Annotated in this window: 25 protein-coding genes; 14 read left to right on the top strand and 11 right to left on the bottom strand. The window is 72.7% G+C overall.

All coding sequences use genetic code 11. The features are described 5' to 3' along the window. Positions 1 to 9: 9 nt before the first annotated feature. Positions 10 to 741 carry a ZIP family metal transporter gene (locus tag ACFZCP_RS13140; protein ID WP_362696800.1) on the bottom strand — a complete coding sequence of 244 codons (732 nt, stop codon included), beginning with the start codon at positions 739 to 741 and terminating at the stop codon, positions 10 to 12. 118 nt (positions 742 to 859) lie between these two features. Here ACFZCP_RS13140 and cobM point away from each other — a divergent pair, with 118 nt between their 5' ends. From cobM to cobC, 6 genes are all read left to right on the top strand, one after another. Further along, positions 860 to 1,678 (top strand): precorrin-4 C(11)-methyltransferase, encoded by an 819-nt coding sequence (gene cobM / locus ACFZCP_RS13135; protein ID WP_391426766.1) that lies wholly within the window; start codon positions 860 to 862, stop codon positions 1,676 to 1,678. Next, positions 1,675 to 2,907 (top strand): precorrin-6y C5,15-methyltransferase (decarboxylating) subunit CbiE, encoded by a 1,233-nt coding sequence (gene cbiE, locus ACFZCP_RS13130; protein WP_391426763.1) that lies wholly within the window; start codon positions 1,675 to 1,677, stop codon positions 2,905 to 2,907. The genes cobM and cbiE overlap by 4 nt, the downstream gene beginning before the upstream one ends. Next, entirely contained in the window at positions 2,904 to 4,631 is a 1,728-nt protein-coding gene (gene cobJ, locus ACFZCP_RS13125; RefSeq protein WP_391426761.1) for a precorrin-3B C(17)-methyltransferase, read from the top strand. Before cbiE ends, cobJ begins: the two co-directional genes overlap by 4 nt. Further along, on the top strand, positions 4,628 to 5,227 hold the full coding sequence (locus ACFZCP_RS13120) for a precorrin-8X methylmutase (RefSeq protein WP_362696792.1): 600 nt from the start codon (positions 4,628 to 4,630) through the stop codon (positions 5,225 to 5,227). Before cobJ ends, ACFZCP_RS13120 begins: the two co-directional genes overlap by 4 nt. After that, positions 5,224 to 6,153, top strand: a complete 930-nt coding sequence (locus ACFZCP_RS13115; RefSeq protein ID WP_391426759.1) for a CbiX/SirB N-terminal domain-containing protein — start codon at positions 5,224 to 5,226, stop codon at positions 6,151 to 6,153. The genes ACFZCP_RS13120 and ACFZCP_RS13115 overlap by 4 nt, the downstream gene beginning before the upstream one ends. Before the next feature lie 76 nt (positions 6,154 to 6,229). Further along, positions 6,230 to 7,297, top strand: a complete 1,068-nt coding sequence (gene cobC / locus ACFZCP_RS13110) for an Rv2231c family pyridoxal phosphate-dependent protein CobC (RefSeq protein WP_391426911.1) — start codon at positions 6,230 to 6,232, stop codon at positions 7,295 to 7,297. A gap of 340 nt (positions 7,298 to 7,637) precedes the next feature. Here cobC and ACFZCP_RS13105 read toward each other — a convergent pair whose 3' ends face one another. The 5 genes from ACFZCP_RS13105 to ACFZCP_RS13085 form a co-directional block, all read right to left on the bottom strand. Continuing rightward, a complete protein-coding gene (locus tag ACFZCP_RS13105; RefSeq protein ID WP_391426757.1) occupies positions 7,638 to 8,540 on the bottom strand; it encodes an SCO1860 family LAETG-anchored protein in 903 nt (300 codons plus the stop codon). Between the two features lie 269 nt (positions 8,541 to 8,809). After that, positions 8,810 to 9,901: an amidohydrolase family protein gene (locus ACFZCP_RS13100; protein ID WP_391426755.1), complete on the bottom strand. Its 1,092-nt coding sequence runs from the start codon at positions 9,899 to 9,901 to the stop codon at positions 8,810 to 8,812. A gap of 41 nt (positions 9,902 to 9,942) precedes the next feature. Beyond that, the gene (locus ACFZCP_RS13095; protein ID WP_391426752.1) at positions 9,943 to 10,734 is read right to left on the bottom strand and encodes an ATP-binding cassette domain-containing protein; all 792 of its coding nucleotides are present in this window, start codon (positions 10,732 to 10,734) and stop codon (positions 9,943 to 9,945) included. Continuing rightward, positions 10,731 to 11,564 carry an ABC transporter permease subunit gene (locus ACFZCP_RS13090; protein WP_391426750.1) on the bottom strand — a complete coding sequence of 278 codons (834 nt, stop codon included), beginning with the start codon at positions 11,562 to 11,564 and terminating at the stop codon, positions 10,731 to 10,733. Before ACFZCP_RS13090 ends, ACFZCP_RS13095 begins: the two co-directional genes overlap by 4 nt. After that, entirely contained in the window at positions 11,561 to 12,406 is an 846-nt protein-coding gene (locus tag ACFZCP_RS13085; RefSeq protein ID WP_391426748.1) for a transporter substrate-binding domain-containing protein, read from the bottom strand. Before ACFZCP_RS13085 ends, ACFZCP_RS13090 begins: the two co-directional genes overlap by 4 nt. Positions 12,407 to 12,608: 202 nt before the next feature. Here ACFZCP_RS13085 and ACFZCP_RS13080 point away from each other — a divergent pair, with 202 nt between their 5' ends. The 5 genes from ACFZCP_RS13080 (at position 12,609) to thpD (ending at position 17,224) form a co-directional block, all read left to right on the top strand. Then, entirely contained in the window at positions 12,609 to 13,709 is a 1,101-nt protein-coding gene (locus ACFZCP_RS13080) for an aminotransferase class V-fold PLP-dependent enzyme (protein WP_391426746.1), read from the top strand. 254 nt (positions 13,710 to 13,963) lie between these two features. After that, a complete protein-coding gene (gene ectA, locus ACFZCP_RS13075; RefSeq protein ID WP_362696774.1) occupies positions 13,964 to 14,482 on the top strand; it encodes a diaminobutyrate acetyltransferase in 519 nt (172 codons plus the stop codon). 13 nt (positions 14,483 to 14,495) lie between these two features. Then, on the top strand, positions 14,496 to 15,767 hold the full coding sequence (gene ectB / locus ACFZCP_RS13070; RefSeq protein WP_362696772.1) for a diaminobutyrate--2-oxoglutarate transaminase: 1,272 nt from the start codon (positions 14,496 to 14,498) through the stop codon (positions 15,765 to 15,767). A gap of 159 nt (positions 15,768 to 15,926) precedes the next feature. Further along, a complete protein-coding gene (locus ACFZCP_RS13065; RefSeq protein ID WP_362696770.1) occupies positions 15,927 to 16,331 on the top strand; it encodes an ectoine synthase in 405 nt (134 codons plus the stop codon). 5 nt (positions 16,332 to 16,336) lie between these two features. Then, the gene (gene thpD / locus ACFZCP_RS13060) at positions 16,337 to 17,224 is read left to right on the top strand and encodes an ectoine hydroxylase (protein WP_362696768.1); all 888 of its coding nucleotides are present in this window, start codon (positions 16,337 to 16,339) and stop codon (positions 17,222 to 17,224) included. A gap of 235 nt (positions 17,225 to 17,459) precedes the next feature. On the opposite strand, the gene ACFZCP_RS13055 is transcribed toward thpD, so the two are convergent. The 5 genes from ACFZCP_RS13055 to ACFZCP_RS13035 form a co-directional block, all read right to left on the bottom strand. Beyond that, positions 17,460 to 18,521, bottom strand: coding sequence for an aminotransferase class V-fold PLP-dependent enzyme (locus ACFZCP_RS13055; protein ID WP_391426742.1), 1,062 nt, complete (start codon positions 18,519 to 18,521; stop codon positions 17,460 to 17,462). 98 nt (positions 18,522 to 18,619) lie between these two features. Further along, entirely contained in the window at positions 18,620 to 19,336 is a 717-nt protein-coding gene (locus ACFZCP_RS13050; RefSeq protein ID WP_391426740.1) for a DsbA family protein, read from the bottom strand. Between the two features lie 93 nt (positions 19,337 to 19,429). Continuing rightward, positions 19,430 to 19,933, bottom strand: coding sequence for a GNAT family N-acetyltransferase (locus ACFZCP_RS13045; RefSeq protein WP_391426738.1), 504 nt, complete (start codon positions 19,931 to 19,933; stop codon positions 19,430 to 19,432). Positions 19,934 to 20,014: 81 nt separating this feature from the next. Next, a complete protein-coding gene (locus tag ACFZCP_RS13040; RefSeq protein ID WP_362696762.1) occupies positions 20,015 to 20,623 on the bottom strand; it encodes a DUF1349 domain-containing protein in 609 nt (202 codons plus the stop codon). Positions 20,624 to 20,910: 287 nt separating this feature from the next. Further along, positions 20,911 to 22,440, bottom strand: a complete 1,530-nt coding sequence (locus ACFZCP_RS13035; RefSeq protein ID WP_391426736.1) for an aldehyde dehydrogenase family protein — start codon at positions 22,438 to 22,440, stop codon at positions 20,911 to 20,913. A 140-nt stretch (positions 22,441 to 22,580) separates the two neighbouring features. On the opposite strand from ACFZCP_RS13035, the gene ACFZCP_RS13030 reads away from it, so the two are divergent. From ACFZCP_RS13030 to ACFZCP_RS13020, 3 genes are all read left to right on the top strand, one after another. Next, positions 22,581 to 23,354 carry an IclR family transcriptional regulator gene (locus ACFZCP_RS13030; protein WP_361116625.1) on the top strand — a complete coding sequence of 258 codons (774 nt, stop codon included), beginning with the start codon at positions 22,581 to 22,583 and terminating at the stop codon, positions 23,352 to 23,354. Positions 23,355 to 23,579: 225 nt separating this feature from the next. Further along, on the top strand, positions 23,580 to 23,819 hold the full coding sequence (locus ACFZCP_RS13025) for a hypothetical protein (RefSeq protein ID WP_391426734.1): 240 nt from the start codon (positions 23,580 to 23,582) through the stop codon (positions 23,817 to 23,819). After that, positions 23,816 to 25,060 (top strand): histidine kinase, encoded by a 1,245-nt coding sequence (locus ACFZCP_RS13020; protein WP_391426731.1) that lies wholly within the window; start codon positions 23,816 to 23,818, stop codon positions 25,058 to 25,060. The genes ACFZCP_RS13025 and ACFZCP_RS13020 overlap by 4 nt, the downstream gene beginning before the upstream one ends. Positions 25,061 to 25,171 lie beyond the last annotated feature (111 nt).

Here is a 25,171-nt window from a genome sequence, read left to right as displayed (position 1 = left end):
CCCGTGCGGTCAGCCGCCGGAGATGCCGACCACCAGCCAGATGAAGGCGGCGCCCGCCACCGTGCACAGCAGGGTGGAGCGGGCCGGGTGCTCGTGGTGGGCCTCGGGGAGGATCTCGGCGGCGGCGAGGTAGAGCAGTACGCCGCCGAAGAGGCCGAGATAGCCGCCGAGCACCGGTTCGGGGATGTGGAAGAAGACGGTCGACAGGGCGCCGGCGAGCGGTGCGCAGGCGTCGGCGACGAGCATGCCTATCGCTCGGCGGCGCGCGTTGCCGTACAGGCTCGTGATGGTGAAGGTGTTGAAGCCGTCGGCGAAGTCGTGCGCGATCACGGCGAGCGCGACGGAGGTGCCCATGCCCCCGCCCACCTGGAAGGCCGCGCCGATCGCCACCCCGTCCATGGCGCTGTGGCCGACCATCGCGGCGGCCGCCGTCAGGCCCACCTCGGGCGCACGGTGGTTGTGCTCGGCGCCGCCGTGGGCCGCCTGGCGCGCGGCGAGCGTGCGTTCCACCAGATGGGCCACGAGGAAGCCTGCCACGAACAGCAGCAGTGCCGCGGGGACGCCGAAGATCTCGCGGTCGGCCGCGTGCAGCGCCTCCGGCAGCAGATCGAGGCCGACCACGCCGAGCATCAGACCGCCGGCCAGTCCCAGGACGAGATGGCGACGGTCGGTCACGCGCTGTGCCGTCCAGCCGCCGGCCAGCGTCATCAGGAACGCGCCGAGCGCGACAAAGACCGCCATAGGCCCTTGCTATCCGATGGAAGCACCTTCGCGCACATCCGGCGCCTTCCACACTCCCCCAGACCCTGACATTCCACCCGCATACGCCTTGCGTTTCCGTACGAGAGGACCCCTTCCCATGGCCGATGCCCCCACCGGCAAGGTGACGTTCGTCGGTGCCGGCCCCGGCGCCGCCGACCTGCTGACGTTCCGCGCCGCACGCGCGATCGCGGAGGCCGACGTGGTGATCTGGGCCGCGAGCCTGGTCCAGGCCGAGGTCCTGGAGCACGCGCGCGAGGACGCGGAGATCCTGGACTCGGCGGCCATGTCCCTGGAGGACGTCGTCGCCGTGTACGAGCGGGCCCGCGCCGAGGGGCTGAAGGTGGCCCGTATCCACTCCGGCGACCCGGCGCTGTGGGGCGGCACCCAGGAGCAGCTGGACCGGTGCGCCGGGATCGGGATCGCGACGGAGGTCGTGCCCGGTGTCTCGTCCTTCTCCGCCGTCGCCGCGCTCGCCCAGCGCGAGCTGACCGTCCCGGAGGTCGCCCAGTCCGTGATCCTGACCCGGCTGGGCGGCGGCAAGACGCCGATGCCGCCCGGCGAGGAGGTGCGCGAGTTCGCCCGGCACGGCACCACCATGGCGGTCTTCCTGTCGGCGGCGCGCAGCGGCCAGCTGGTGCGGGAGCTGCTGGAGGGCGGCTACCCGACGGACACCCCCGTGGTCGTCGCCCACCAGGCGACCTGGCCGGAGGAGCTGGTCGTGAAGTGCACGATCGGCACGCTGGAGGAGACGGTCAAGGAGCACAGGCTCTGGAAGCACACGCTCTTCCTGGTCGGCCCGGCGCTGGACGCGCACGGGACGCGTTCGCACCTCTACCACCCCGGCCACTTCCACGGGTACCGCAAGGCCGACCCCGAGGCGCGCCGTGCGCTGCGCGAACGGGGTGCGAGCAGTTGATCACGGTCGTCGGTACGGGAACGGGCGCGCCGGTCCCCGAGGACGTCCTGGCCGGAGCCGCCCTGGTCGTCGGCGGGCGGCGCCATCTGGACTCCGTGCGGCTGCCCGCGGGCGCGGAACGGATCGTGCTCGGCCCGCTGGCGCCCGCCCTGGACGCGATCGGGGAGTTCGCCGGCAAGGAGCTGCCGGTCCTCGTGCTGGCCTCCGGGGATCCCGGGTTCTTCGGGATCGTGCGGGCGCTGGCCGAGCGGTTCGGGCCCGGGCGGCTGGACGTGCGACCCGGGGTGTCGTCGGTGGCCACCGCGTTCGCGCGGGTCGGGCTGCCCTGGGACGACGCGGTCGTGGTCAGCGCGCACGGGCGCGATCCGCGCACGGCCGTCAACGTGTGCCGGGCGCACCCGAAGGTGGCGGTGCTGACCGGGCCGGGCGCCGGGCCCGCCGAGCTGGGGGCCGCCCTGGGCGAGGGCCGTGTCCTCGTCGTGGCGAGCGCGCTCGGCGATCCGGAGCGCGAGCGGGTGGAGCGGGTGACGCCCGCCGAGGCGGCGGCCCGCACCTGGGGTACGGCGGTGAGCGTGGTGCTGTGCCTGGACGAGACGCGGGCGCTCGGTGCCGTGCGCACGCTCGCCGCGGTGCCGGCGCGGCCGGCCGGCTGGGCCCTGGACGAGAGCGCGTTCGTGCACCGGGACTCGATGATCACCAAGTTCGAGGTGCGGGCCCTGGCGCTCGCCCGGCTCGGGCCGCGCCCGGGCGATCTGGTGTGGGACGTCGGCGCGGGCTCGGGTTCGGTGGCCGTGGAGTGCGCGCGGCTCGGCGCGGCCGTGGTCGCCGTCGAGAAGGCACCGGACGGGGTGGAGCGGATCCGCGCCAACGCACGCGCCCACGGTGTCGACGTGGACGTCGTGCACGGTGCGGCTCCGGCCGCGCTGGAGGGGCTCGACGATCCCGACGCCGTGTTCGTCGGCGGCGGGGGACGCGAGCTGCCCGCCGTCGTCGGCGCCGCGGCGCGCCGGGCGCGGCGGACCGTCGTCGTCGCGATGGCCGCACTCGACCGGGTACCGGCGGCGCGCGAGGCGCTGACGGGTGCCGGGTTCACCTGTGACGGGGTGCTGCTGCAGTCGTCCCGGCTGGCGCCGCTGCCGGGGGACGTGACCCGGCTGGCGGCGACCAACCCCGTTTTCCTGCTGTGGGGCGTCAGAGCCCCGTCCTCCAGTGAAGGAGTAGTCCAGTGATCGGCCTCATTTCCGCCACCGCGGCGGGGGCGGCGGCGCGCGACCGGCTGGCCGCGGCCTGGCCGGACCGTACGCGGGTGTACGACGGCCCGGTCGGGGAGGCCGTCCGGGCCGCGTTCGCCGACTGCGAGCAGCTGGTGTGCTTCCTGGCGACCGGCGCGACGGTACGGCTGCTCGCGCCGCTGCTCGGCGACAAGGCGGCGGACCCGGGTGTGGTGTGCGTCGACGAGGGCGGCCGGTTCGCGGTGTCGCTGGTCGGCGGGCACGGCGGCAAAGCCAACGGACTCGCCCGTGAGGTGGGCGCGTTGCTGGGGGCCGAGCCGGTGGTGACGACCGCGACGGACGCGGTGGGGCTGCCGGGCCTGGACACCCTCGGGCTCCCGTACGAGGGGTCGGTGGCGACGGTGTCGCGGGCCCTGCTGGACGGCGAGGCGGTCGTCCTGGAGGCCGAGGTGCCGTGGCCGCTGCCGCCGCTGCCGACCGCGCCCGAGGGGTCGTACACGATCCGGCTCACGGACCGGGCCGTCACCGCGGGCGAACGGGAGGTGCTGCTCAGGCCGCCGTCCCTGGTGGTCGGGGTCGGTGCCTCCAAGGACGCGCCGGCCGACGAGGTGCTCGGGCTGGTCGAGGAGGCGCTCCGGGAGGCGGGGCTCTCGGTCGCGTCGGTGGCCGAACTCGCCACCGTGGACGCCAAGTCCGAGGAGCCCGGCATCGTCGCCGCCGCCGAGGGGCTGGGGGTGCCCCTGGTGACGTACCCGGCCGAGGAGCTGGCGGCCGTGGCGGTGCCCCACCCGTCCGACGCGCCGCTCGCGGCCGTCGGCACCCCGTCCGTGGCGGAGGCCGCCGCGCTGGTGCGCGGCGGTGAACTCCTCGTGCCCAAGCGGAAGTCCGTGCGGGCGGACGGGCGGCCCGCGATGGCGACCTGTGCCGTCGTACGACGCCCGGGGCGCGGCCGGCTCGCGGTGGTCGGGCTCGGCCCGGGCGCCCGGGACCTGCTCACCCCGCGGGCCGAGGCCGAGCTGCGCCGGGCCTCCGTCCTGGTGGGGCTCGACCAGTACGTCGACCAGATCCGCGACCTGCTGCGGCCCGGCACCCGGGTGCTGGAGTCCGGGCTCGGCGCGGAGGAGGAGCGGGCCCGTACGGCCGTCGCCGAGGCCCGCAAGGGGCATGCGGTGGCGCTGATCGGCAGCGGGGACGCGGGCGTGTACGCCATGGCCTCCCCCGCGCTCGCCGAGGCGTCCGACGACATCGAGGTGGTCGGCGTGCCGGGCGTGACGGCCGCGCTGGCGGCCGGGGCGATCCTGGGCGCGCCGCTGGGCCACGACCATGTGTCGATCAGCCTGTCCGACCTGCACACGCCGTGGGAGGTCATCGAGCGGCGGGTGCGGGCGGCGGCCGAGGCGGACATCGTGGTCACCTTCTACAACCCGCGCTCCCGGGGCCGCGACTGGCAGCTGCCCAAGGCGCTGGCGATCCTCGCCGGGCACCGGGAGCCGACGACGCCCGTCGGTGTCGTCCGCAACGCCTCGCGGCCGGACGAGTCGAGCCGGCTCACGACCCTGGCCGCGCTCGATGCGGCGACGGTCGACATGATGACGGTCGTGACCGTGGGCAACACGGCGACCCGGAACGTCGCGGGGCGCATGGTGACCCCGCGCGGCTACCGCTGGCAGGAGGCCCCGTCGACGAGCGGCTCCGCCGCAGGGCAGGAGGGCGCCCGGTGAACCCCGCGGCCCGTGTGGTCCATCCCATCGAGCAGGAGTCCTTCCGGCGGCTGCGCGCCCGGCTGGACACCTCGCACCTCCCGCCGCTGACCCGGGCGGTGGTGGAGCGGGTCATCCACTCCGCCGCCGACCTGGAGTACGCGACCGATCTCGTCATGGACGAGGGCGACCTGGTCACGGCGCATGCCGCGCTGCACGCCGGGGCGCCCGTCGTCGTGGACGTGGAGATGGTCGCGGCCGGCATCACCCGGCAGGAGACCGTGTGCCGGCTGAAGGACGCGGTGTCCGGCCCCGGGCTGACGCGTTCGGCGCACGCCGTCCGGCTCGCGTACGAGCAGGTCGGGCCGGGCGCGCTGTGGGTGATCGGCTGTGCGCCGACCGCCCTGGAGGAGCTGTTGACGCTGGACGCCTCCCCGGCGCTCGTGATCGGCCTGCCGGTCGGTTTCGTCGGCGCGGCCGAGTCCAAGGAGGCGCTGCGCGCGAGCGGGCTGCCCGCCGTGAGCAACGTGTCCGAGAAGGGCGGGTCGGCGGTCGCCGCCGCCGCGCTCAACGCCCTGCTGTACCACCCCCTTTCGCATTCCGAGGAGCAATCGTGACCACCCCGCCGCCCGCCCTGCTCATCGCCGGTCACGGCACCCGGGACGAGGCCGGAGCCGAGGCGTTCCGCGACTTCGTACGGGAGCTGGGCCGCCGCCACCCGGACCTGCCCGTCGCGGGCGGCTTCATCGAGCTGTCCCCGCCGCCGCTGGGCGAGGCCGTCACCGACCTGGTCGAACGGGGCGTACGGCGGTTCGCGGCCGTGCCGCTGATGCTGGTGTCCGCCGGGCACGCCAAGGGGGACATCCCGGCGGCGCTGGCACGCGAGAAGGAGCGGCACCCCGGGATCTCGTACACCTACGGGCGTCCGCTCGGCCCGCACCCGACGCTGCTGAACGTCCTGGAGCGGCGCCTGGACGAGGCCCTCGGGGGCGGTGCCCGTACGCCCGAGGACCGGGCCGATGTCACCGTGCTGCTGGTGGGGCGGGGCTCCACCGACCCGGACGCCAACGCCGAGGTGTGCAAGGCGGCGCGGCTGCTGTGGGAGGGACGCGGGTACGCCGGTGTGGAGACGGCGTTCGTGTCGCTGGCGGCGCCGGACGTGCCGAGCGGGCTCGACCGGTGCGCGAGGCTGGGGGCGCGCAGGATCGTCGTCCTCCCCTACTTCCTGTTCACCGGGATCCTGCCGGACCGGGTGCGGCAGCAGACCGAGGGCTGGGCCGCCGCGCACCCGGAGGTCGAGGTGCGCCCGGCGGACGTCATCGGGCCCGAGCCGGAGCTGCTGGACCTGGTGATGGAGCGGTACGAGGAGGCCGTCAAGGGCGACCTGCGCATGAACTGCGACTCCTGCGTGTACCGGATCGCGCTGCCGGGCTTCGAGGACAAGGTGGGGCTGCCGCAGCAGCCGCACTTCCACCCGGACGACGACGGCCACCACCACGGGCACCATCACCACGGGGGGCACTCGCACAGCCATGCGCACTGAGGACACCGGGAACACGGGGAGCACGGGCAGCCCGGCGAGCACGGGAAGCGCGGGGAACACGGGCCGCCCGGGGAACATGGGCAGCCCGGGGACCCCGGAGAGCACCGGGGACGATCTGCGCCACCACGGGGACTCCGAGGTCCGTGACGACGGGGCCGGGCTGGCCGACCTCGCGGTCAACGTCCGCGCGGACACACCGCCGGCCTGGCTGCGGGAGGAGATCACCCGGTCCCTGTCGTCGCTCGCGGCCTACCCGGACGGGCGGGCCGCGCGGGCGGCGGTGGCGGCCCGGCACGGGCTGCCGGTGGAGCGGGTGCTGCTGACGGCGGGTGCGGCGGAGGCGTTCGTGCTGCTGGCGCGGGCGCTGAAGGTGCGGCGGCCGGTGGTCGTGCATCCGCAGTTCACCGAGCCGGAGGCGGCGCTGCGGGACGCGGGGCACACCGTGGACCGGGTGTTGCTGCGGGAGGCGGACGGCTTCCGGCTGGATCCGGCGGACGTCCCGGAGGACGCCGATCTGGTGGTGGTCGGGAATCCGACGAACCCGACGTCGGTGCTGCATCCGGCCGCCGCGATCGCCGCTCTCGCCCGTCCGGGGCGGATCCTGGTCGTCGACGAGGCGTTCATGGACGCGGTGCCGGGTGAGCGGGAGGCGCTCGCCGGACGCACCGACGTGCCCGGTCTCGTCGTGCTGCGGAGCCTGACCAAGACGTGGGGGCTGGCGGGGCTGCGGATCGGGTACGTGCTGGCTCCTTCGGAGATCGTCGCCGAGTTGGAGCGGGCCCAGCCGTTGTGGCCGGTGTCGACGCCGGCGCTGGCCGCGGCCCGGGCGTGCGTGGCGCCGCGGGCGTTGGCGGAGGCGGCGCATGCGGCGCACCGGATTGCCGCGGACCGGGCCCATCTGGTGGCCGGACTCACCGCGTTCGCGTCCCGCGGTGTGCGGGTGGCCGAGCCTGCGGAGGGGCCGTTCGTGCTGGTCCGCATGCCGGATGCCGCTGGGGTACGACGGCGTCTTCGGGACCTGGGGTACGCGGTACGGCGTGGGGACACGTTTCCCGGGCTCGGGGAGGAGTGGGTACGGGTGGCCGTGCGGGACCGGGCCACGGTGGGCGGGTTCTTGACGGCACTGTCGGCTGCCCTGCCGTAATCCTCTCCCACCCACCCACCCGTCTCGGCCGACGGAAAAGGCCCCGTCCCACCGGATCCGGCCGACCTCGTCCGACCTCGGCCGAAGACGCACCGCCCAAGCGGACATCGCCGCCCCCGGCCGACGACGCACCGCCCGAGCCGACACGGCCGGCCCGGTTGTAGACGCATCGTCCAAGCCGGTTCGGCCGGCCCGGGTTGACTACGCACCGTTCAAGCCGGTTCGGCCGGTCTCCGGTCGGTGAGGCGTCGTCCGAGTCCGACACGGCCGGCACCCGGCCGGTGAGGCGCCGTCCATGGTCGTCGGTCGGTCCGGGCGGCGCCCTTCGGTGGGGTGCTCGTCAGCTCCTGCGACGGCGTGCCACCGCCACCGCTCCGCCGCCCACCAGGACCAGCACCAGCGCGCCGCCCGCGATGTACGGCGTCGCCGGGTTGCCGCCCGTCTCCGCGAGGTCGCCGCGGGAGCCCTGAGGCTTGGTGCCCGCGGCCGGGTCGTGGCTCGGGACCGGGTGCCCGGAGGGCGGGGCCGTCGGTGACTCACAGGTCGCCCTGGCCAGGGTAATCGTTCCTTCAACCTCGGCCACGTTGAGCCTCAACGGGTTGACGGAGACCTTGAGTTCCAGGGCCGTGGCGGCTGCCGTGCGGGATGTGGTGCTGTGCCGGGAGAGGTCGAGGCGGACCTCTCCGACGCCGGGTACCTTCACCTCGGTCGGGCCGCCGGCGGTGAGCGTGACGCGCTTGCCGAGGACCGTGACGGCGCCGAGGACGTTCGCCGCGGCGACGGGCCGCTTCCCGGCCTCGCAGGTCGCCTTCGCGGTGACCGTGCCGACCTCCACGAGGGAGAGCAGGGGCAGGCCCGGGACGTGCAGCCTGGCGTGGGCGACGCGGACCGAGCCCTCGGCGAGCCTGCTGGTGACCGTCGCTCTGGACTGCGCGGCCTCCGCACCGAGGACCGCGAACGGCCTGCCGCCGGCCACGCCGTCGAGCCGGGCCGTCAGCGCGGTCTTCTCGGCGCTCCGGGGCGCCTGGACCTCGTTGAGGGTGACCGCGAGCGGGACGTTCACGGTCTTGTTGAGCAGGGACACGTCGAGTCCGGTGCGGAGCACGACGGCGGAGGCGCGACCGTGGTCACCGGTGGCGTGCGCGGCGCCAGCGCCCAGGACCGCGGGACCTGCGGCCAGGGCGGTGACCGTCGCGACCGCGGCGAGACGGCGTGCGGGCATGCGGAAGTTGTTGCTGTTCAAGGCGGGGGACCCCCAGAGGAAACTTGCTTGGGACCCGTCAACTCTGTACGCACTGTGGGTGAACGGTCAGCAATCCTGCGTTACTTCACCCCATCGTGGAAATCCCGCACAGGCTTTCGGAACGTCGGGCACACACGTTCAGCAGACCCCTCGGGTGCGCCCCCGCCCCTACGGCTCCACCGCCCCTGCCGCTCCGTCGGCGGCTCCTGTCGCTCCGCAGCCGGCTCCTGTTGCTCTGCCGCCGGCCCCTGTTGCTCCACCGGCCCTTGCTACTCCACGACTTGCCCGTTCAGCACCACCCGGCGCGGCGCCGCCAGCACGCGTACGTCCGCCCGCGGGTCGGACTCGTACACCACCAGATCGGCCGGTGCGCCCTCCTCCAGGCCCGGGCGGCCCAGCCAGGCCCGGGCGCCCCAGCTGGTCGCCGACAGGGCCTCGACGGGCGGGATGCCCGCGGTGACGAGTTCGGCGACCTCCTGCGCCACCAGCCCGTGGGCCAGAGAGCCGCCCGCGTCCGTGCCGACGTAGACCGGGATGCCGGCGTCGTACGCGCCGCGCACGGTGTCGTAGCGCCGCTCGTGGAGCCGGCGCATGTGTGCCGACCAGCGCGGGTACCTGCTCTCGCCGCCGGCCGCCAGCTGCGGGAAGGTGGCGATGTTGACGAGGGTCGGGACGATCGCGACGCCGCGCTCGGCGAACAGCGGGATCAGGTCCTCCGTGAGGCCGGTGGCGTGCTCGATGCAGTCGATGCCCGCCTCGACCAGGTCGCGCAGGGAACTCTCGGCGAAGCAGTGCGCGGTGACGCGGGCGCCGAGACGGTGGGCCTCGGCGATGGCCGTCTCGACCGCGTCGCGCGGCCAGCAGGCGGAGAGGTCGCCGAGGTCGCGGTCGATCCAGTCGCCGACCAGCTTGACCCAGCCGTCGCCGCGGCGGGCCTCCTGGGCGACGTGGGCGACGAGGTCCTCCGGTTCGATCTCGTGGGCGTAGTTGCGGATGTAGCGGCGGGTGCGGGCGATGTGCCGGCCGGCCCGGATGATCTTCGGGAGGTCGTCGCGGTCGTCGGTCCAGCGGGTGTCGGAGGGCGAGCCCGCGTCGCGGAGCAGCAGGGTGCCGGTCTCCCGGTCGGTCAGCGCCTGCTTCTCGGCGGTGGCCGCGTCGACCGGGCCGTCCGCGCCCAGGCCCACATGGCAGTGGGCGTCGACCAGGCCGGGCAGGGCCCAGCCCTCGACGGTCCGGATGTCCCGGACGCCGGCGGGGCGGTCGTAGGAGATGCGGCCCCCGACCACCCACAGCTCGTCGCGGACGTCCTCGGGGCCCGCCAGGACCCGGCCCTTCACGTGCAGCACCGCGTGATCGCTCATACCGGCACCTTAGTGAGCCGGTGCCCGGTTGCGTCAGTGAGCTAGGACTCGGTCCCGCCGACCTGGTCCGAGGTCTCCTCCTCGACCTCGGCCATGGCCGGGTCGAGCAGCCGGGACAGGAAGTGGCGGGTGCGCTCGTGCCGGGGGCTGCCGATGACCCGGTCGGGGGTTCCGTCCTCGACGATCACGCCGCCGTCCATGAAGACGACCCGGTCGGCGACCTCGCGGGCGAAGGTCATCTCGTGGGTGACGACCATCATCGTCATGCCCTCCTCGGCGAGCCTGCGCATCACCGCGAGGACGTCCCCGACCAGCTCGGGGTCGAGCGCGGAGGTCGGCTCGTCGAAGAGCATCACCTCGGGGCCCATGGCGAGCGCCCGCGCGATGGCCACCCGCTGCTGCTGGCCGCCGGACAGGGAGGACGGGTAGGCCTGCGCCTTCTCCGAGAGGCCGACGCGGGCCAGGTTCTCGGCGGCGATCTGCGCCGCTTTCGCCTTGTCCCGCCGAAGGACCCGGCGCTGCGGCAGCATGAGGTTCTCGGTGACGCTCAGGTGGGGGAACAGGTTGAACTGCTGGAAGACCATGCCGATGCGGCGGCGTGCGGCGTCGATGTCGACGTCCGGGTCGGTGATCTCGGTGCCGCCGACGAAGACCTGGCCCCCGGTGGGCTCCTCCAGCAGGTTCACGCAGCGCAGCAGCGTGGACTTGCCGGAGCCGGAGGGGCCGATGACGCAGACGACCTCGCCCTGGCCGATCTCCAGGTCGATGCCGCGCAGGACGTGGTTGTCGCCGAAGGACTTGTGCAGGTCCCGGACACGGATCTCGGGGGTCACTTGATCTCCTTCTGGGCCCGGGCCTCCAGACGGCGGGCGGCGAAGCCGAGCGGGATGGTGACCAGCAGGTAGCACAGGCCCGCGACCAGGATCGGCGTGGAGTTGGCGGTCGTACTGGCCAGGTCCCGGCCGAACTTGGACAGTTCGCGCTCCTCCAGGGTCACACCGAGCAGCAGCACCAGCGAGGAGTCCTTGAAGAGCATGATCAGCTCATTGGTGAGCGGCGGGAGGATGATCCGGAACGCCTGCGGGATGATGATGGAGATCATCGCGCGGGCGGGCGAGAAGCCCAGCGAGCGCGCCGCCTCCATCTGGCCCTTGGGCACCGCCTGGATGCCGGCGCGGAACGTCTCCGCCATGTAGGCGGCGCCGATGAGTCCGAGACCGAGGGCGGCCTTGCCGTAGGTGCCGCCGGGGATCTCGGTGCCCGGGAAGGCCAGCGGCACCGCGACCGCGATGAAGACGAAGATCAGCAGGGCGGGCAGGCCGCGGAAGATCTCGATGTAGATGCCGGCCACCCAGCGGTACGGCCCCACGGAGGACAGCCGCATCAGCGCGACGACCAGGCCGAGCACCAGTCCGACGGCGAAGCCGGAGACCGTGTACAGCACGGTGTTCTTCAGCGCCAGGGTGATGACGTCCGGCCACATCTGCCGGGCGATGCCGCCCTGGGCGAACTGGTTCTGCAGCCGGCCCCAGTCGGCCGTGACCGCCACGGCGATCACGGCGGCGACGAAGACGACGTACTGGATTCCCCGCGACAACCGACGCTTCTGACGCCGGGTCAGGCCCTTCTTCTTCGGCTGGAGTCGTACGTCGAGGTCGGTCATGAGGCGGCGGGAGAGGCCACGGAGGCGTCGTACGGGCCGATCCACTGCTCGTAGATCTTCTTGTAGGTGCCGTCCGCCTTGGCCTTCCTGAGGGCCTTGTTGATGGCGTCACGCAGGGCGGTGTTGCCCTTCTTCACGGTGAAGCCGTACTGCTCGCCGGTCTTGAGGTTGTCGACGACCTTGAACTTGTCCGCGTTGGCCTTGTCCTTCAGCCAGCCCTGGACGACCGGGAAGTCGATGACGACCGCCTGGACCTGGCCGGTGCGCAGGCCGTTGAGGACCGCGTCGGAGGACTCGAAGGAGATCGGGTCGTAGCCCTTGCTCTTGGCGTAGTCCTCGCCGGTGGTCTGCGCCTGGGCGCCGAGCTTCTTGCCCTTGGCCTTGACGTCGGCGAGGGAGTCGATCCCGCCGGCCTTGTCGACGAGGACGGCCTGGGTGGCCTCGAAGTACGGGTCGGAGAAGTCGACGTTCTTCTTGCGCTCGGCGGTGATGGTCATGCCGGCGGCGGCCAGGTCGCACAGGCCGGAGTTGAGGAACGCGCCGGTCTTGAAGTTCTCGAACGGCGTGTCGAGGATCTGCTGCTTGACGCCCAGGTCCTTGGCGACGAGATCGATCAGGGACACGTCGAAGCCCTGCACCTTGCCGTCGATCTCCGACTGGAACGGCGGGTACGGCAGGTGGGTGCAGGTGGTCAGCTGACCGCCCTTGGCGAGGTGGACCCCCTTGACGGTGGTCTTGCCGCTCCCCCCGTTGTCCGAGGAGCAGCCGGCCACGAGCGCGAGCCCGGCCGTCACGGTGATGGCTGCCAGAACGCGGGTCCGGCGCCCGAGGAGCGTTTTCATGGAGGGGATCTCCCTGTGGGGGCAACTGTGGGTTCCGATTATAAGGAGATGTTTGGGTTACTCAAACCAAACCCATGGCTTCGAGGCTGCCCGGCCTAAGAACTCGCCGGTCCTCAGGGCGGTTGAGGGCGAGAGTTACGCTCGTCACCGTCGGCCCCCGGCCGGCCCCCGTGGACCCTCGTGAGCGAAGAGAGCAACCGCCGTGACCCACCCGTTCCTCGACCTGCCCCCGCTGACCGCCGAGCGCTTCGCCGCCATCGCGGACCGGGTGGCCCGGCTGCTGGACACCCGGCAGGACGTGGTGATCACACAGGGCGAGGCGCTGCTGCCGCTGGAGGGCGCGATCCGTGCCGCGGCCGGCCCCGGCACGACGGCGCTGAACGTGATCACGGGCCCGTACGGGCAGACCTTCGGCGACTGGCTGCGGGACTGCGGTGCGACGGTGCACGACCTGTCCGTCCCGTTCCACACGGCGGTGAGCGCCGAGCAGGTCCGGGCGGCCCTCGCCGAGCACCCGGAGACCGACTTCGTCTCGCTCGTCCACGCGGAGGCGGCGACCGGCAACACCAACCCGGTCGCGGAGATCGGCGAGGTGGTGCGGGAGCACGGCGCGCTGTTCTACCTGGACGCGGTCGCCTCCGTCGGGGCGGAGCCGGTGCTGCCGGACGCCTGGGGGGTGGACCTGTGCGTGATCGGGGCGCAGAAGGCGATGGGCGGCCCGGCGGGCGTGTCGGCGATCTCGGTGAGCGAGCGGGCGTGGTCCCGCATGGCGGCCAACCCGCACGCCCCGCGCCGCTCCTACCTCTCCCTCCTCGACTGGAAGGAGCGCTGGATCGACGGCGGCCGCAAGGCCCTGCTGCACGCCCCGGCCCAGCTGGAGATGCTGGCCCTGGAGGCGTGCCTGGAGCGTATCGAGGCGGCGGGTCTCACGACGGTGATGTCCCGGCACCGCTGCGCCGCGCTGGCCGTGCGCGCCGGCGTGGCGGCCCTGGGCGGCGGCCTGGAGCCGTACGTGTACGAGCAGAGGGAGGCCGCGCCGGTCGCGACGACCCTGCGCGTCCCGGCCGGGCTCGTGGCCTCGGAGCTGGTGGCCCAGGCGCTTCGGAGCGACCCCGCGCTGCCGCTCGCCGCCGGCGGGGGCGCCCTGGCCAAGGAGATGATCCGGGTCAACCACTACGGTCACGACGCCACCCCGGATGCCGTGCACCGCTCGCTGTCGGCCCTGGGAACGGCTCTCGCCGAGCGGGGGCTGACGGTGGACCCGGAGGGGGCGCGCCGCGCGGCGGACAGCGCCTGGCAATAAGCGACTCGAATTCAATTCGTATTCACAATTCCCATGAATTCCTTGGAGGATAGCTCCCCGTATCCTTCTGCCCGCTTTTTGCGAGGCTAAACAACAAGGATTCGTATGGATTTATCGGGCTGTGACGCATTCCACAACAGGGATGTTTTGTCCTGATTCGACGTGGGAAATCTCGGACATATCACCGATCACGGCTCCCACCCCGCTCCCCTCGGCCGTGCATTTCTGAATTTGCCTCGCTAAATTCGTGCCGCATGACTGCCGCACAAGCAGACCTGTTCATAGACCGACCGACGGTGGCCGACGGAGCCGCGCTGTGGCGCATGGCCAAGGACTCGAAAACCCTCGACCTGAACTCCTCGTACAGCTATCTGCTGTGGTGCCGGGACTTCGCCGCCACCTCGGCGGTGGCGCGCGGGAGGGACGGCGAGCCCGTCGGTTTCGTCACCGGGTACGTGCGGCCCGACCGCCCCCGCACCCTGCTCGTCTGGCAGATCGCCGTCGACGCCGCCCACAGGGGCCGCGGCCTCGCCGCCGCGCTGCTGGACGGGCTCACCGCCCGGCTCGCCGGCGAGTACGGGATCACCGGCGTCGAGACCACCATCACCCCCGGCAACACGGCCTCCGAGCGTCTGTTCACCTCGTTCGCCGCCCGGCACGGCGCTGACCTCGACCGCGAGGTGCTGTTCCCGGCCGACCTGTTTCCGGACGGCCCGCACGATCCCGAAGTCCTCTACCGCATCGGCCCGCTGACACCCTCCACCGCCCTCTGAGGAGCGATTCACCGTGACCATCACCCAGCCCGACCTCAGTGTCTTCGAGACCGTCGAGTCCGAGGTGCGCAGCTACTGCCGCGGCTGGCCCACCGTGTTCGACCGTGCGCAGGGCAGCCGGATGTTCGACGAGGACGGACACGCCTACCTCGACTTCTTCGCCGGTGCCGGCTCACTCAACTACGGCCACAACAACCCGGTCCTGAAACGGGCGCTGATCGACTATCTGTCGCGGGACGGGGTGACCCACGGCCTGGACATGTCGACCACGGCCAAGCGCTCCTTCCTGCAGACCTTCCAGGACCTGGTACTGCGCCCCCGCGACCTGCCCTACAAGGTCATGTTCCCGGGCCCGACCGGCACCAACGCCGTCGAGTCGGCGCTGAAGCTGGCCCGGAAGGTGAAGGGCCGCGAGGCGATCGTGTCCTTCACCAACGCCTTCCACGGGATGTCGCTGGGCTCCCTCGCCGTCACCGGCAACGCCTTCAAGCGGGCCGGCGCCGGCATTCCGCTGGTGCACGGCACACCGATGCCCTTCGACAACTACTTCGAGGGCACGGTGCCGGACTTCCTGTGGTTCGAGCGGCTCCTGGAGGACCAGGGCTCCGGTCTCAACAAGCCGGCCGCGGTGATCGTGGAGACCGTGCAGGGCGAGGGCGGCGTCAACGTGGCGCGGCCGGAGTGGCTCCAGGCGCTCGCCGGACTGTGCGAGCGGCAGGACATGCTGCTGATCGTCGACGACATCCAGATGGGCTGCGGCCGCACCGGCGCCTTCTTCTCCTTCGAGGAGGCGGGCATCACGCCGGACATCGTCACGGTCTCCAAGTCGATCGGCGGGTACGGCCTGCCGATGTCGCTGTGCCTGTTCAAGCCCGAGCTCGACATCTGGGAGCCGGGCGAGCACAACGGCACCTTCCGCGGCAACAACCCCGCGTTCGTCACCGCCACCGCGGCCCTGGAGACGTACTGGACCGACGGCTCCGCCATGGAGAAGCAGACCCGCTCCCGCGGCGAACAGGTCGAGCAAGGGCTGATCTCCATCACCGAGGAGAACCTCGCCGACGTGAAGGAGTACCGCGGGCGCGGGCTCGTGTGGGGCCTGGAGTTCCACGAGAAGGGACGGGCCGCCCGGGTCGCCCGGCGGGCCTTCGAACTCGGTCTGCTCATCGAGACGTCCGGCCCCGAGGGCGAGGTCGTCAAGCTGCTGCCCGCGCTCACCATCACCCCCGACGAGCTGGACGAGGGTCTCAGCATCCTCGCCCGCTCCGTCCGCGAGACGGCCTAGCACGCGCCGCCCGGGCGGCCCGGACCACCTGGACCGTCCGGGCCGCCCGCGCCGCGCGGACCGCTTTGGCGGCCCGGGCCGCCCGGCACGGAACACCGAGACCGTGGCACAGGCCACCGAGACCGCCTGTGCCATCCACCGAGGAGGAAGTACAGCACCGTGATCGTCCGATCGTTCAAGGAGATCGAAGGCACCGACCGGCACGTGAAGGCCAGGTCCGGCACCTGGGAGAGCAAGCGGATCGTCCTCGCCAAGGAGCGGGTCGGCTTCTCCCTGCACGAGACCGTCCTGTACGCCGGGACCGAGACGTCGATGTGGTACGCGAACCACATCGAGGCCGTCGTCTGCACCGAGGGCGAGGCCGAGCTGACCGACCAGGAGACCGGGAAGACGTACACGATCACTCCCGGCACCATGTACCTCCTGGACGGGCACGAGCGGCACACGCTGCGCGTCAAGGAGGACTTCCGCTGCATCTGCGTGTTCAACCCGCCGGTCACCGGACGGGAGGACCACGACGAGAACGGCGTGTACCCGCTGCTCACCGAGCCCGAGGAGGTGTGACACCCATGACCAGCGTCACTGACCTGTACCCCAGCCGCGGCGCCCACGAGGTGACCGTGCCCCGCAAGGACCCGGTCCTGTGGGGCTCCCCGGACACGCCCGGCCCGATCCCGGCGGCCGACCTCCAGTCGTACGAGCGCGACGGCTTCCTCGCCATCGACCAGCTGATCACCCCGGACGAGGTCGAGGTGTACCGGCGTGAGCTGGACCGGCTGGTCACCGACCCGGCGATCCGCGCCGACGAGCGCTCCGTCGTCGAGCCGAAGTCCAAGGAGATCCGCTCGGTCTTCGAAGTGCACAGGATCAGCGAGGTGTTCGCGAACCTGGTGCGCGATCCGCGGGTGGTCGGCCGGGCCCGGCAGATCCTCGGCTCCGACGTGTACGTCCACCAGTCCCGGATCAACGTCAAGCCGGGCTTCGGCGCGAGCGGCTTCTACTGGCACTCGGACTTCGAGACCTGGCACGCCGAGGACGGCCTGCCGAACATGCGCACGGTGTCCGTCTCGATCGCGCTGACCGAGAACCACGACACCAACGGCGGGCTCATGATCATGCCGGGCTCGCACCGGACGTTCCTCGGCTGCGCCGGGGCCACGCCCGAGGACAACTACAAGAAGTCGCTGCAGATGCAGGACGCGGGCACGCCGTCCGACGAGGCGCTGACCGCGCTGGCGAGCGAGTACGGCATCAGGCTGTTCACCGGCGCGGCGGGCTCGGCGACCTGGTTCGACTGCAACTGCATGCACGGGTCCGGCGACAACATCACGCCGTTCCCGCGCAGCAATGTGTTCATCGTGTTCAACAGCGTGGAAAACACGGCGGTGGAGCCGTTCGCCGCCCCCGTGCGCCGCCCGGAGTTCATCGGATCGACGGACTTCACGCCCGTACGGTGAGGTGATCCACTCCGTTCCAGGGGCCTTCGCGCGACAGCCGGAGGCCCCTGGCGCATGTCACACCACGGGGCCCCGGCACCTGTCACACCAGGGGCCCCGGCGCATGCGTCGGGGCCGGTGCGTGCGTCGGGGCCGGTGCGTGCGTCGGGGCCGGTGCGTGCGTCGGGGCCGGTGCGTGCGTCGGGGCCGGTGCGTGCGGGCGGGCCGCGCAGGCGGCCCGACGGGGTTGACGGGGTCAGCCCGACAGGACGGCCAGCAGGCGGTCCGCGTCCGCGGGCGTGTTGTAGAGGTGGAAGGACGCGCGCAGGTTGCCCGCGCGGTTGGAGACCTCGATGCCGGCGCGGCTCAACTCCGACTGGCGGTGGCCGAGTCCGGGGACCGAGACGATCGCCGAGCCGGGGGCGGGCAGGGGTTCGTGGCCGAGGGCCGCGAGTCCGTCCCGGAACCGGTCGGCGAGGGCCAGGTCGTGGGACTGTACGGCAGCCACGCCGAGTTCCTCGATCAGGGTCAGGGAGTGGCGCACTCCGGTGTAGGTGAACAGTGCGGGGCTGACATCGAACCGCCGTGCGGAGTGGGCGAGTTCGGCCACCGGGCCGTAGCAGCTGTTCCACGGCTCCTCGGCCGCGACCCAGCCCGCCAGCAGCGGGGACAGCCCGCCGAGGTCCTCGGGGACGACGAGGAAGGCCGCCCCGTGCGGGCCCAGCAGCCACTTGAAAGTCGTGGAGACGGTGAAGTCGTGGGCGTCGGCCTGCATGGGCAGCCAGCCGGCGGCCTGCGAGAAGTCGACATAGGTGCGAGCCCCGTGGGTCCGGGCGGCCTCGCGCAGGGCGGGCAGGTCGGCGATCCGGCCGTCGGCGGACTGGGCGGCACTGACCGCGACGAGTGCGGTGCCGGGCCGCACGGACTCGGCGAGCCGCTCCAGCGGGACGGCCCGCACCTTGAGGTCGCCCCTGGTGTAGAAGGGGTTCACGACCGAGGTGAAGTCGTCCTCGGCGGTCAGGACTTCGGCGCCGGCGGGCAGGGAGGTGGCGACCAGAGCGGTCTGGGTGGACACCGAGGGTCCCGCCGCCACCCGGGTCACCGGCACTCCGGCGAGCCGGGCGAACGCGGCCCGGGCCAGCTCGACGTCTTCGAACAGCGGATCGAGGGGCCTGCCCTGCGCCCGGAGGGCCACCGCCTCGTGCAGCGCGGCGACGGTACGAGCGGGCAGCAAGCCGCCGCTCGCGGTGTTCAGGTAGGTGTTCTGCGGGGCGAACTCGGCGCGGACGAGGCTGTCGAACGTCTCCGTGGTCTCCATGGGGTCCACTCTGCGGCCCCATGAAGTCCCAGTCCATTGCGGATTTTTGCGTGGATCGTCTCAGCAGTGCTTATACGTCCGCTCCGACCTGCGGTTTCTCAGTGCTGCGGCACCGCGCACCCGTCCGGTCCGCACGCCTGGCCATCCCCCTGGTCGACCGGCTTCAGCGGGGAACGCTCACCCCAGGCCTGGGTCAGCGCCTGCGTGAAGACCTCGGCGGGCTGGGCGCCGGAGACTCCGTAGGTGCGGTCCAGGACGAAGAAGGGCACACCGTTCGCGCCGAGCTCGGCGGCCTCGCGCTCGTCGGCGCGGACCTCGTCGGCGTAGGCGGCGGGATCGGCGAGCACCGCGCGGGCGGCCTCGGCGTCCAGACCGGCCTGGACGGCCAGCTCCACCAGGCGCTCGTCGCCCTCGGTGAAGACGGACCGCTCCTCGGCGAAGTTGGCCCGGTACAGGATCTGGATCAGCTCGTCCTGCCTGCCCCGGTCCTTGGCGAGGTGCAGCAGGCGGTGCATGTCGAAGGTGTTGCCGTGGTCGCGGCCCCGGGTCCGGTAGTCCAGGCCCTCGGCGGCGGCCTGGGCGCCCAGGTTGTCCTCGCCGGACTGGGCCTGCGCCTCGCTCATGCCGTACTTCTTCGTGAGCATGGTGATCACCGGCTGCGCGTCGCCCTTGGCACGGCCCGGGTCCAGCTCGAAGGAGCGGTGCACCACCTCGACCTCGTCGCGGTGCGGGAAGGCGGCGAGCGCCTTCTCGAAGCGGGCCTTGCCCACGTAGCACCAGGGGCAGGCGATGTCGCTCCAGATCTCGACGCGCATGTGTTCGGTTCTCTCCAGGTCGTACGGGCGCGGAGGCTCTCTCCGTGCAGTACGTGAACGTTCAAACAGCGACGTTCATTCCCCGGGCCCGGCTCACTTCCCGGGCACGGCGAAGCGCAGGAAGAGGTGGTGGCCGCCCTCGGCGGGCGGGTTCTGCGGGTCGGCGATCCAGCCCTGGCGGGCGCAGAAGGCCTGGGCGCGGGCGTCGTCCGCAGGCACGTCCAGGACGGCCGAGCGCTTGCCGTCGGCCTGCCACTCCTCCACGCAGGCCTGGTGCAGAGCCGTACCGATGCCGGAGCGCCAGTGGGCCGGGTCGACATGGAACTGGAAGAGCCTGACCGTGTCCGCGGGTGCGCCGTCCGGCGTGCGGAAGGAGGCGATGCCGGCGATCCGGCCCTGTGCGACGGCGCAGAGCACGTGCCCGTCGGGCCGCTCGATGCAGGCGCGCCAGTCCTCGGCGCGGTCGAAGTCGGCCTGCGGGAGGCCGTCCGGGCAGTACGCCGAACGGGCCCGGACGTGCAGATCGGCGATGGTTTCGGTCTCGGCGGCCAGGGCGGTGCGGATCACCAGGGCGCCGGTCAGACGTTCACTGATCATGCAACGGAGGACGTGACGGCACCGGGCCCGGTTCCATGGCGGCCGGACCGGGCGCGGCCCTGTTCGCCGTGGTCTTCGCGCTCAGCTGCCGTCTCGCAGGTCGTCCGGCCAGGCGGGCCTGAACTCGATGTGGTCGTAGGTGACCGCGCACCCCTCCCCCATCGGCGACTGCGTCATGAAGCCGACCAGGGCGGCGCCGGTCTCCTTCTCCTCGCCCAGCGTGAAGAGCCGGACGAAGGTCCAGCGCCCGCCGTCCCGGGAGGCGTGGAAGGCGAGGACGCGTCCGGTGCGGCTGATCCGCAGCCACACCGAACTCCCCTCCACGGTGAAGGAGTTCGCGTCGTCGGAGTGTCCCCGGGTGACCACCGAGCAGACGGTGGGCACGTCCGGGGAGTACTCCAGGCAGAGCTTGGCCCAGGCCCGGTCGCCCACGTGGACGTAGAGCACTCCGGCGTCGAAGGAGGCGCCGAAACCGACACTGACCCGCGCGATCAGCTGGAAGTCGCCCTCGGGCGCCCCGAGCAGCCGGGGCGCGTCGGAGACGGGGTCCAGAGCCTCCCCGGTGGGCGTGACGAACCGGTCCTGCCGGGGCCCGGCCCACCCGGTGAGCACACCCCCCTCGTACGACCAGTTGCCGTCCGGACCGTAGGTGCGCAGCGGGAAGGGCAGTTCGGGAAGCTCTATGTCCATCGCCCGATTCTGGCAGGGGACGCCGGGAGCCCGCGGAGCTTCGGCCCACCCGGCAAAGCCGGCCCGGGAACCCGCACAACCCTCCGAACCAGGAGAACCCGCAGAACCCGCACCCGCAGCCGCAGCCGCAGCCGCAGCCGCAGAACTCGAACCCGCCCGGCGACAGCCGGCCCAGGGGCGCGGGGCCGCGTCGGCCTGCGGCTGCGCCGCGTGGGCGCGGCAGGCCGCGACGAACGCGCAGCCCGTGACGGATCCCCGGCCCGCGACGCTCCGCACCCCCTGCGGCGCTACCGCTCCAGCACCCCGTCGAACCGCCGGGGAAGCCCCAGCGGATTGTCGTCACGAAGCTCCTTGGGCAGCAGGGCCTCCGGAACCCCCTGATAGACGACGGGCCGCAGCCACCGCTCGACGGCCGTACCGCCCACCGAGGTGGACGTGGAGGTGGTCGCGGGGTACGGCCCCCCGTGATGCTGGGCAGGGGCCACGGCAACCCCCGTCGGCCACCCGTTCACCAGCACACGCCCGGCCAGCGGCGTCAGCTCCGCGAGGATGTCGGCACCCCGTCCCTCCCCGGCGGCCTCCGCGGCGGACAGGTGGACCGTCGCCGTCAGGTTGCCCGGCAGTCGCGACAGCACCGCCTTCGCCTCGCCCTCGTCCTCGTACCGGACCACCACGGTCACCGGTCCGAAGCACTCCTCCAGCAGCAGGTCGTACGACCCCTGCGCGGCCAGCCGCGCGGCCGGAACCGTGAGGAAGCCCGGGCTCACCGTGTGCTCGCTCCCGGCACCCGGCGTCACCGGGGAGTCGACCTCCGCCAGCTGCATGCGCTCGAAGACACCGGCGACGAAGTTGTCCCGCATGCGGTGGTCGAGAAGGACGCCCGCCTCGGTGTCGCTCACGGCGTCCGTGAGCGCCTTGACGAGGCCGTCGCCCGCCGCACCGGACGGCACCAGCACCAGGCCGGGCTTGACGCAGAACTGTCCGACGCCCAGGGTCATGGATCCGGCGAGCCCGGCGCCGATGGCCTCCGCCCGCTCGGCCGCGGCCTCCTCGGTCACCACGACCGGGTTCAGCGAACCCAGCTCACCGTGGAACGGGATCGGCACCTCGCGCGCGGCGGCCGCGTCGAACAGGGCCCGGCCGCCGCGCACGGAACCGGTGAATCCCGCGGCGGCGACGTACGGGTGCCGGATCAGTTCGGTGCCCGCGGCGAAGCCGTGCACGAGGCCGACGACACCCTCGGGGATGCCGTGTTCGGCCGCGGCCCGGCGCAGCACCTTCGCAACCAGCTCGGACAGGGCCGGGTGGTCGGGGTGGGCCTTGACGACCACCGGGCAGCCCGCGGCCAGCGCGCTCGCGGTGTCGCCGCCGGCGACGGAGAAGGCGAAGGGGAAATTGGAGGCGGAGTAGACGGCCACGACGCCCAGCGGAACCTTGTAACGGCGCAGGTCCGGGATGGGCGGGGTGGCGGTGTCGTCCGGGTGGTCGATGATGACGTCCAGGAAGGCGCCCTCGTCGACCATGTCGGCGAAGGCCCGCAGCTGGTAGGTCGTACGGGCGAGTTCGCCGGTCAGCCGGACCGGGCCGAGGGCGGTCTCGGCGTCGGCGGCCTCCACCAGGCCGGCGCGGGCCGCGTCGAGGCCTGCGGCTGCCGAGCGCAGGAAGGCGACGCGGACCGGGCGGTCGGCGAGCGCGGCCCGGGCGGCGTGTGCGGCCCTGACGGCCGTGTCCACCTCCTGGGCTGTGGCCTCCACCGCAACCTGTTCACGCTGCTTCCCGGTACGCGGGTCGACACTCCAGACTGGTGCTGCTGCCACCGCGGATCCCTCCAAGTAAGGCCGCACATTCGAGGTCAACCATCAGCCGCGTTCGATATACTGAACGCTGTCTCTGATGATGAATACGCTGCTCGGAGACTATATATCCAGGTCGTCGTCGAACGAAGGGGTCAAGGGCGATGTCGGCAGGCGAGACAGGCGGCGGAGCGCAGGTCAAATCCGCGGTACGGACCGTGGAATTGCTGGAGTACTTCGCGGGCCGGCCCGGGATGCACTCCCTCGCGGACGTGCAGGAGGCCGTGGGCTACCCGAAGTCCAGCCTGTACATGCTGCTGCGCACGCTCGTGGAGCTGGGCTGGGTGGAGACGGACGCCACGGGCACGCGCTACGGCATCGGGGTGCGGGCGCTGCTGGTCGGCACGTCCTACATCGACGGCGACGAGGTGGTGGCGGCCGCCCGCCCGACCCTCGACCGCCTCTCGGACGACACGACCGAGACGATCCACCTGGCCCGGCTCGACGGCACGAACGTCGTCTATCTGGCCACCCGTCAGTCGCAGCACTACCTGCGCCCCTTCACCCGCGTCGGCCGGCGCCTGCCCGCCCACTCCACCTCCCTCGGCAAGGCGCTGCTGGCGACCCACACCGACGAGCAGGTCCGCAAGCTCCTGCCGGAGACCCTCCCCGCGCTGACCGAGCACACGATCACCGACCGCGAGAAGCTCATCGAGGAACTGCACCAGGTCCGCGAGCAGGGCTTCGCCGTCGACCGCGAGGAGAACACGCTGGGCCTGCGCTGCTTCGGCGTCGCGATCCCGTACCGCACCCCCGCGCGCGACGCCATCAGCTGCTCGGTCCCGGTGGCACGCCTGACCCCGGCCCACGAGCAGATGATCAAGGACGCCCTGTTCGACGCACGGGACCGGCTGACCCTGGCGACCCGGAGGCTGTGACCCGCAGCGGTTCGGGGGGCGGCCCGGCCGGGCTGTGACGGCACCTCCGCCCACCGTCGCTGTGGTCACTCACCGTCGCGGCGGATCGAAGGAGCCGACGACACTTGATTCCGCCACGACGGGGGCGAGGCTGAAGTCGCCGGGCCCGGTGTCTCCCCCGAACGGCGGAGACGGATCGTCGTCACGCAGGAAGTGACCCGCCCGGCGCCAGGGCAGCGTTGGAGCATGACCTCCTCGACCGCTGCCCCTGCGGCCGCACCTGTCACCGACTCGCGGCGACGCCCTCTGCCGCGGGCCGTCACCATCGCCGTGCCGCTCGCCGCCCCGGGGACGTCCCACGACCTCGCCGACCGCCCCGCACCGGCGACGCGTCTCACCTACGCTGTTCAGATGATCGTCGGCTTTCTCGTGGCCAGCGTCGCCGCCCACCACTTCGCGGACGGGTCCGCCAAGGCTCCCCGGTGACCGAGGCGTTGCGGTTCCTGTTCGGCGGGCGGGCCCGCCGTCGCTGGATCCATCTGATCCTCGGCGGCGCGCTCGCCGTGCCGTACACGCTCGTCGGCTCCGTGATCGTGGGGCCGTTCACCGGCGTGGACAACGTCTTCGGGTCCCTGCCCCTCCAATTGGGCTCGTTCGCCCTCGGGTTGCCGATCGCCGCCGTCACCTCGCTCTTCCCGCTGACCCGGCCCTTGGAGGTCGGCGCCGCCCGCGCGCTGTGCGGCGTCGAGGCGGATCTCCTCGCCCACGGCCCGGCCCGGACCCGGGCCGAACGGAGGCGCACGGCGGGCTGGTTCACGCTGCATCTGGGGCTCGGCGGAATCGTCTCCGGGATGTCACTGGCCCTTCCGCCGTTCGCGGTCGCGCTCATCGTGCTGCCCCTGCTCTCCTGGCTGCGCGGCACTCCGCACGGGGTGCCCGAGTTCCTCGATCACCCCTGGGCGCAGGCCCTGTCAGCGGTCGCGGGCCTCGCGATGCTGCCGGCCCTCGCCGCCTGTGCCGCCGGCTGCGGAACCCTGCTCGCCCGCTGGGCGCCCGCCCTGCTCGGGCCCACGCCCGAGGACCGGCTCGCCGCGGCCGAGACCCGCGCCGCCGACCTCGCCGTACGCAACCGGCTCGCCCGCGAACTGCACGACTCCGTCGGCCACGCGCTCAGCGCCGTCACCCTCCAGGCGAGCGCCGCCCGGCGGGTCCTCGACACCGATCCGGAGTTCGTCCGCGAGGCGCTCGCCGCGATCGAGGACACCACCCGGCGCACGGTCGGTGAACTCGACGCGGTGCTGGGCGTGTTGCGCGACGGCGACGGGCCGGGCACCGCGCCCGCGCCGACCTTGGCGGCCGACCTGGACGGGCTGCTGCGCCGGACCCGGGCGGGCGGGCAGCGCGTGACCGCCTCCGTCGGCACCGATCCCGCCGCCCTGCCGCCGCTGGTCTCCCGGGAGGCGTACCGCATCGTGCAGGAGGGCCTGAGCAACGCCCTCAAACACTCCGGCGAGCCGGTCGGCCTCCGTATCTCGACCGCGGACGGCCATCTGGAGATCACCGTCGAGAACCCCCTCGGCGCCCGCCCCGCTCCGCGCCCCGGCGGCGGCCACGGCCTGCGCGGCATCGCCGACCGGGTCCGGCTGCTGGGCGGCACCTCGCACGCGGGCGCGTCCGACGGCACGTGGTGCCTGCGCGTCCGGCTGCCGCTGAAGGGATCCGCGTGAACGAAGAAGGGGTCCGAGTGACCGCTGAGGGGGTCCGAGTGACCGCTGAAGGGATCCGTATGACCGGCGAAGGGTCCGCATGACCGGCGGAGAGAGTCGTGCGACCGACGA

Origin of the sequence: Streptomyces sp. NPDC007971 (assembly GCF_042958635.1) — a bacterium.
Classification (GTDB): domain Bacteria; phylum Actinomycetota; class Actinomycetes; order Streptomycetales; family Streptomycetaceae; genus Streptomyces.
The sequence above is the reverse complement of the archived record's forward strand: the minus strand, read 5'-3'. Positions and strand labels throughout refer to the sequence as shown.

Bases quoted from the DNA above. Each gene is read 5' to 3' on its own strand.
- ACFZCP_RS13140 (WP_362696800.1), bottom strand. From the start codon at position 741: ATGGCGGTCTTTGTCGCGCTCGGCGCGTTCCTGATGACGCTGGCCGGC.
- cobM (WP_391426766.1), top strand. From the start codon at position 860: ATGGCCGATGCCCCCACCGGCAAGGTGACGTTCGTCGGTGCCGGCCCC.
- cobC (WP_391426911.1), top strand. From the start codon at position 6,230: ATGGGCAGCCCGGGGACCCCGGAGAGCACCGGGGACGATCTGCGCCAC.
- ACFZCP_RS13100 (WP_391426755.1), bottom strand. From the start codon at position 9,901: ATGAGCGATCACGCGGTGCTGCACGTGAAGGGCCGGGTCCTGGCGGGC.
- ACFZCP_RS13090 (WP_391426750.1), bottom strand. From the start codon at position 11,564: ATGACCGACCTCGACGTACGACTCCAGCCGAAGAAGAAGGGCCTGACC.
- ACFZCP_RS13085 (WP_391426748.1), bottom strand. From the start codon at position 12,406: ATGAAAACGCTCCTCGGGCGCCGGACCCGCGTTCTGGCAGCCATCACC.
- ectA (WP_362696774.1), top strand. From the start codon at position 13,964: ATGACTGCCGCACAAGCAGACCTGTTCATAGACCGACCGACGGTGGCC.
- thpD (WP_362696768.1), top strand. From the start codon at position 16,337: ATGACCAGCGTCACTGACCTGTACCCCAGCCGCGGCGCCCACGAGGTG.
- ACFZCP_RS13055 (WP_391426742.1), bottom strand. From the start codon at position 18,521: ATGGAGACCACGGAGACGTTCGACAGCCTCGTCCGCGCCGAGTTCGCC.
- ACFZCP_RS13050 (WP_391426740.1), bottom strand. From the start codon at position 19,336: ATGCGCGTCGAGATCTGGAGCGACATCGCCTGCCCCTGGTGCTACGTG.
- ACFZCP_RS13045 (WP_391426738.1), bottom strand. From the start codon at position 19,933: ATGATCAGTGAACGTCTGACCGGCGCCCTGGTGATCCGCACCGCCCTG.
- ACFZCP_RS13040 (WP_362696762.1), bottom strand. From the start codon at position 20,623: ATGGACATAGAGCTTCCCGAACTGCCCTTCCCGCTGCGCACCTACGGT.
- ACFZCP_RS13030 (WP_361116625.1), top strand. From the start codon at position 22,581: ATGTCGGCAGGCGAGACAGGCGGCGGAGCGCAGGTCAAATCCGCGGTA.
- ACFZCP_RS13025 (WP_391426734.1), top strand. From the start codon at position 23,580: ATGACCTCCTCGACCGCTGCCCCTGCGGCCGCACCTGTCACCGACTCG.